Genomic DNA, 6,767 nt, shown 5'->3' with positions numbered 1-6,767 from the left:
GAATAACCACCTTCACCACGCTGATAAGCTTCAATTACTTTCTTTTTAAATTCAAAACTATATTTTGCCAATAAAAAACCAACCTCCAATCGTTAGATTTTAGGTCTAACTTTTGGGGGTCGGTTCATTTTGTTAATGGGTGTCTTTTTCATATAGAATTCAAATTTTTAACTAGAGCTTACACATTTATCTTTTGCTAATACAATTGTACAAATTAGTATAAGAGTACTTCCAACCAATATTGCAAGAGACATTTGCTCATTGAGAAACAGTACACCTAAAAATACACTAACTATAGGTTCGAAAGTTCCTAGTATGGATGAAGATGATACTCCTATTAGTTCTATAGCTTTTAGAAGTAAAATTATTGATAATATAGTTGAAACTACAGAAATTCCTAAATAGCAAACTACAATTTTAAAATTAAAGTTTAAAGCTACGGTTTTGTTAAACAGCCCACATAGAGCTGTACCTATTGTTGAACCTAGACAAAGATACATAGTAGTAACCCTATTATCTAAAGACCGGATGGATTTTAAATTAAGGGCGATTAGAGTGAGTCCGTAGGAAAAACCTGAAAATAGAGCTAAGGAAATTCCTAAAATATTTATAGTATTATTTTTAAAACCAACTAATGTGTAAATACCAGCTGCAGCGAGTAATAGGGATATAATTTTTTTAGTACTCATTTTATCTTTATAAAATATAAAACCTGCTATGCAAACTACAACTGGATATATAAAATGCAAAGTAGTTGCAAGGCCCCCACCTAAATAATTATAAGATATAAATAAAGCTTGAGTTGTTATAGTATATCCAGTAATACCAATAGATATAAGTAGCAGTACCTGTCCTTTTTTTAAGTTAATATTAATGTGGCTGAAGTTTAAGTACAAAAATAATATTGATGTTGAAATCAAAAATCTAAATAGTAGCACGGTGGTTGGATTAGAACCATTGAAATATGCAATTCTAGCCAAAATAGGCATAATCCCAAATGCTGTTGATGATAAAAGTGCATAAGCTATTCCTTTGTAATTATTCAAAACTTGTCCTCCTTTTGGATGTCAATAAAAAGCCTAAAAAAGCCATACATATTATAGCATAAATTTGAAACTGTTATAACAGAAATAATATATTTTGCTCATTTATTACAACAGCTTTTTCATATTTTATACCAAATACTTTCACTGAATAAATTGTTTGACATTTTATACATCTGATACATTCATCGTAGTCGATTTCTCTATTATGAAATTTTTACACAATATCTGTGTTTTTACATACTCAGGCAATAAATTATTAACGAAGTAAACTTGCTCTTATGACAGAAATGTCATGACTTGATAAGGAAATTTTAGGCGTTTAAGCCATATATACATATCACATTTCTGCAAACCATGGAGATGGAAGTATACACATTGTAATAGTATAGTAGATGGTTAAATATGGATATTATAGAATTTTGACAAATTTAAAAAAATTATGACAAATTAAAAAAAAGCATAAAACTATGATAAAATATTGTTTGTAGAATAATAAACAAGTGTTATTAAAAAAGGACTAATCTATTAGTAGACATTTTTGAAGGGGGATATTTCAAGTGGAAGAAAAAGAATTAACACGTGGTCTAAAAGCTCGTCATATTGAATTGATTGCTTTAGGTGGCACAATTGGCGTAGGCTTATTCATGGGATCAGCTAGTACGATCAAATGGGCCGGGCCATCGGTACTGTTGGCTTATGGAGTAGCCGGCATTGCTATGTATATAGTTATGAGAATTATGGGAGAAATGCTTTACCTTGAACCATTGACAGGTTCTTTTGCAAATTATGCAAATAAATATATATGTCCTTGGGCTGGATATATGACAGCATGGTGTTATTGGTTTATGTGGATAGCTGTTGGTATGTCGGAAGTTACTGCTTTAGGTATTTATATGCATTATTGGTTCCCAGCTTTACCAGCCTGGATTCCAGCTTTAATCGGTGTGGCTATTCTTGCTGCTGCTAATCTGACTTCAGTTAAGTTTTATGGTGAATTTGAGTTTTGGTTTTCCCTAATTAAGATTGTCACGATTATAGCTATGCTTATAATCGGATTTGGATTGATTTTCTTTGGTTTTGGTAACCACGGTCAAGCTATTGGTTTAGCAAATCTTACAGCAAATGGAGGCTTCTTTGCCGGCGGTTGGAAAGGTTGGTTATTTGCCTTATGCTTGGTAACAGCATCTTATCAGGGCGTAGAACTTATCGGCATTACAGCAGGAGAAGCACAGGACCCAAAAAACACATTAAGAAAAGCAACGAAAAATATCATTTGGCGTATATTGATTTTTTATATCGGTGCTATATTTGTAATTGTAACTATTTATCCATGGAATAAAATCAGTGCTCTTGGCAGCCCATTCGTTTTAACTTTTGCTAAAATTGGGATTTCCGCTGCTGCTGGAATCGTCAATTTTGTAGTACTGACAGCCGCAATGTCTGGCTGCAACAGTGGAATTTATAGCTGTGGTCGTATGCTTTATACCTTGTCAAAAAACGGACAGGCTCCTAAATTTCTTGGTAAAGTAACCAAAGATGGTGTACCAGCCAATGCTATTAAAGTAACTTTAGCTTGTTTGCTTGCTTGTGTGGCTTTAAATTATATCTGTCCAAATTCTAAATTATTTGTTTATATCTATAGTGCCAGTGTTCTTCCGGGCATGGTTCCATGGATTGTTTTATGCATTAGTCAAATAAAATTTCGAAAAGAACATGCATCCGAAATGGCAGGGCATCCTTTTAAATCAAAGCTTTTCCCATACGCCAACTATATTGTAGTAGGGTATCTTTTCTTAGTTCTAATTGGCATGTGCTTTAACTCTGATACTCAGATGTCTTTACTTGTTGGTGCGGTGTTCTGTGTCATCGTTACTATCGGCTATTTTGCTTTTGGCATTAACAAGCGGGGTGCTCTGAAAGCAGAAGAATTTGAAGATGAAAAATTAGAAAGTAAATAAACAAAATAATGCAAGCACCATTATGAGTCTTATTACCCATGATGGTGTTTTTGTTATGTATAAATATCTTTTTACTAGAAAAACTATAAAAGATAAGATATGGAATATTGTATAATATCCATCAGCATAATCTAAAAAAGTACAAAATATTAAAATAGGAGGAGCTTTATATGAGTCAAACTACACTAGAAAAAAATGAAACTATACGAGAAAGAACAGAAGGGCGAGTTAGCTATCACGATTCTGTAGAGGAAATGCTTAAAAGAATCAGAGAAGATGGTATGTCAAATGTATTTGACAGATGGTCCTCTCAAGAAAAAATTAGATGTAAGTTTTGCCTAGAAGGATTGAGCTGTCAATTGTGTTCTCAAGGCCCCTGCAGAATTAATCTTAAAGGAGAACAGAAAAAAGGTGTTTGTGGAATTGGCCCAGATGCTATGGCAATGCGAAATATGTTACTTAAAAACATAATGGGAGCTGGTACATATAGCCATCATGCATATGAAGCCTTTAGAACATTAAGAGAAACTGGGGAAGGCAAGACTCCATTTACAATTAAAGACTTGGATAAACTCAAATGGATGTGCCAGAAAGTTGGAATTGATACAAGTGGAGATACTAATAAAATGGCAGTGGATCTGGCAAACTTTTTGGAAGCTGAAATGGGTAAAGATGTAGAGGAACCCAGTGTTATGGTAGATGTGTTTTCACCAAGGAAGAGAAAAAAAGTTTGGAAAGATCTTGGAATTTATCCTTCAGGAGTAGTTCACGAAGAGCAAAATGCAGTAGCAAGTTGCTTAACAAATGTTGATGGAGATTATGTATCATTAGCTAAAAAAGCGCTGCGGTTAGGCCTATCAACTATTTATACAGCACAAATAGGACTTGAAATGGTACAGGATATACTTTTTGGCACGCCTACACCCCATGAGGTAAATGTGGACTTAGGAATTATGGATCCAGAGTATATAAATATTGTATTTAATGGACATCAACCTTGGGCTGGTGTTGCTACCATTCAAAAGGCAAAGATGCAGCAGATACAGGAAAGAGCAAAGGCAGTTGGTGCAAAAGGGCTTAGAATAGTTGGGTCAATTGAAACAGGGCAGGAGCTATTACAAAGATTTGAAGTAGATGATGTATTTGTAGGTTTAATGGGAGATTGGCTATCTATAGAACCACTTCTTGCTACAGGTACAGTTGATGTTCTTGCAATGGAAGAAAACTGTTCTCCACCTGCAATAGATCATTATGCTGAAAAGTATCAGGTAACTTTAGTAGGGGTAAGTACTATTATAGGTATTCCGGGATTAAATCATATGATTCCATATAATCCTGAAAAAGTGGGTGAAATGGCTGACAAATTGATTGATTTGGCCATTGAAAATTTTAAAAAGAGAAAGGATAACATTACACCAAAGGTTCCTAAAATAACACAGAAAGCAATAGCAGGTTTTTCTACTGAAGCAGTTTTAAAAGCTTTAGGAAATAAGCTTGATCCACTTGTTGATGTTATTAAGGCAGGAAAGATTAAAGGAATTGTGGCTTTGGCAAATTGTTCAACTCTAAGAAATGGTCCTCAAGATTGGAATACAGTTAATCTGGTAAAGGAATTGATTAAAAAGGATATTTTAGTTGTGGCTGGTGGGTGCGGCAATCATGCTCTTGAAGTAGCAGGGCTGTGCAACCTAGATGCAATAAACATGGCTGGCCAAGGATTAGAAGAAGTATGCAATATGCTAAAGATTCCTCCAGTTTTAAGCTTTGGAACTTGTACAGATACGGGAAGAATATCCATGCTTGTTACAGAACTTGCTAATCACCTTGATGTAGATATACCAGATCTTCCTATTGCAGTAACGGCCCCTGAGTGGATGGAACAAAAAGCTACTATAGATGGTTTATTTGCAGTAGCCTATGGGGCATATACACATTTATCTCCGACCCCATTTCTAACAGGTGCAGAACAGCTTGTAAAGCTTCTTACTGAGGATGTAGAGAATTTAACAGGAGGTAAAGTTGCATTAGGAGACAATCCCAAAGAGGCAGCTGATAATATTGAAGCACATATATTAAGTAAAAGAGAGGGTTTGGGGTTATAAGATATAAGGCATTTTCAAAGAAATAACTAGTCAGTATGCTAGCCTATTTTTTATCATACTGCGTCGGTAGAAACCTTAGATAGGATTCACTATTTGCGGAACCTGCCTCCTTGTCTGATAAACAAAGTTCTTGGCATCTTTGACTTGTTATTTTCTTTCAAATGCCTTATTAAATGGACGGCTAAAAACAATAGCCGTCTATTTTTAGCCCTGAATGTTAGCTTCAGGAACTTAAAAAACAAAAATATGTTTGTGTGTGTATGTATTAAATAGAAAGGGAGTTCATTTAAATTTATGAAAATGACTTTTTATTGAGTTGTAAATTGAGCTATAAAATCATCCTCATTATCCCAGGGTAAAACGTCTCCATCTTCCCGAAGATAATCTAAAATTTTCCATACTCCTTTTTTTGTATAAGAACTTATGCGGAAAATTGTTTTACATCCAGCAAGTTTTAACCATTCCTCTGCTCGATCTGGATTAGCATTAGGTCGGTCTATTTGCGTTACTATACCTATAACTTCACGGTTTACAAGAGGTCTAATATTAGGGGGATATATGGAATAAGGTTCTATAGCACTAAGCAATAGACCTACTACATCTGCTTCATAAGAATATATAGCAAGAGCACTTGCTAACGATCTATTTTCTGCATATTCCCCTGGGGTGTCAATAATTACATCAAAATTATTAATATATTGGGTTTTGTGGTAAGAGATTTCTTGCCCTCTTAAAGTTTGGGTTAAAGTAGTTTTTCCGCATTCGCTTCTGCCAAACAAAATTAATTTTTTCATGTATGATCACCTACGTTCTTGTCATTTCACATGTTGTAAAGCCAAGAAATTCCTTACAATAGTCAATAATTGATTTTACAGCAGACTCAACTTCAGAAATTCCGCCTGTTATAATTAAGGTGCCACTAAATCTGTCTACAAATCCTAAATCTAGGTTGCCAGTTTTAGTAGCTATATCTGCCGCAATAATTGCAGTTTCACTAGGAGTCATAGTCATGATTCCAATAGCGGCTTTTCCATAATCAATATTAGGATTTAGCCCCAACTTTTTATATATAATATTGTCAGGACCAGCAATTATATGTGCAAGAGTAATTTGTTTACCTGGAACAGTTTCTTGTATAATTCTCATTTTACCTTCATGCTCTATCATATTTTGTAAATCCATGTAATAACCTCCTTTTCGACGTATTTTGCTACTAAATTCGACCTATTTTGATATAACATTTTAATAATAAAGCATTGATGTACAATTGTCAACCAGGCATTTTTAGGCTATACATGGCATATGCATTACAGCGGGAGAAAGTATATTTTAATTAATAGTTAATAATGAAGAATTAATAGTTAATGTGGATTTTTGCGATAGTTAAAAATCAATCTTCACTATTAACTTTTCATTATTAATTCTTAACTTGTGAAGCTTTTCTTCCCAATGTTTTTAAACTGTGAAAGTTAAATATTTGATAAATTTATAGAAATATAAAAAATTAAAGTACGTTCAAAAAACGATCAATAGTCAAAAAACGAACACTATTTTTTGACTATTTTGATCTAAAAATGAACACAATATAATAAGTGACATAAAAAAACTACCTAATTTGGATACTTTGGGCAGTGGCATACATATTGCTTGTAATAAACAAT

Annotated in this window: 5 protein-coding genes; 2 read left to right on the top strand and 3 right to left on the bottom strand. The window is 33.8% G+C overall.

Annotated elements, in window-relative coordinates; all coding sequences use genetic code 11:
- Positions 1-167 precede the first annotated feature (167 nt).
- A complete protein-coding gene (locus CLCOS_RS15995; protein ID WP_063602471.1) occupies positions 168-1,046 on the bottom strand; it encodes a DMT family transporter in 879 nt (292 codons plus the stop codon).
- Between the two features lie 557 nt (positions 1,047-1,603).
- On the opposite strand from CLCOS_RS15995, the gene CLCOS_RS15990 reads away from it, so the two are divergent.
- Together CLCOS_RS15990 and cooS are read left to right on the top strand one after the other, a co-directional pair.
- Positions 1,604-3,004, top strand: coding sequence for an amino acid permease (locus CLCOS_RS15990; protein ID WP_013238445.1), 1,401 nt, complete (start codon positions 1,604-1,606; stop codon positions 3,002-3,004).
- 170 nt (positions 3,005-3,174) lie between these two features.
- Positions 3,175-5,106, top strand: coding sequence for an anaerobic carbon-monoxide dehydrogenase catalytic subunit (cooS, locus tag CLCOS_RS15985; protein ID WP_013238446.1), 1,932 nt, complete (start codon positions 3,175-3,177; stop codon positions 5,104-5,106).
- Between the two features lie 308 nt (positions 5,107-5,414).
- Here cooS and CLCOS_RS15980 read toward each other — a convergent pair whose 3' ends face one another.
- Positions 5,415-5,900, bottom strand: a complete 486-nt coding sequence (locus tag CLCOS_RS15980) for a EutP/PduV family microcompartment system protein (RefSeq protein WP_063602470.1) — start codon at positions 5,898-5,900, stop codon at positions 5,415-5,417.
- Between the two features lie 10 nt (positions 5,901-5,910).
- Positions 5,911-6,288 (bottom strand): BMC domain-containing protein, encoded by a 378-nt coding sequence (locus tag CLCOS_RS15975; protein WP_013238448.1) that lies wholly within the window; start codon positions 6,286-6,288, stop codon positions 5,911-5,913.
- Between the last annotated feature and the right edge of the window lie 479 nt (positions 6,289-6,767).

Origin of the sequence: Clostridium coskatii, assembly GCF_001675205.1 — a bacterium.
GTDB classification, from domain to species: Bacteria; Bacillota; Clostridia; order Clostridiales; family Clostridiaceae; genus Clostridium_B; species Clostridium_B ljungdahlii.
This window is presented reverse-complemented; position numbering and strand designations above follow the sequence as displayed.

What these genes read in the sequence shown, in the direction of transcription:
- cooS (WP_013238446.1), top strand. Translation starts at nt 3,175, where the DNA reads ATGAGTCAAACTACACTAGAAAAAAATGAAACTATACGAGAAAGAACA.
- CLCOS_RS15980 (WP_063602470.1), bottom strand. Translation starts at nt 5,900, where the DNA reads ATGAAAAAATTAATTTTGTTTGGCAGAAGCGAATGCGGAAAAACTACT.
- CLCOS_RS15975 (WP_013238448.1), bottom strand. Translation starts at nt 6,288, where the DNA reads ATGGATTTACAAAATATGATAGAGCATGAAGGTAAAATGAGAATTATA.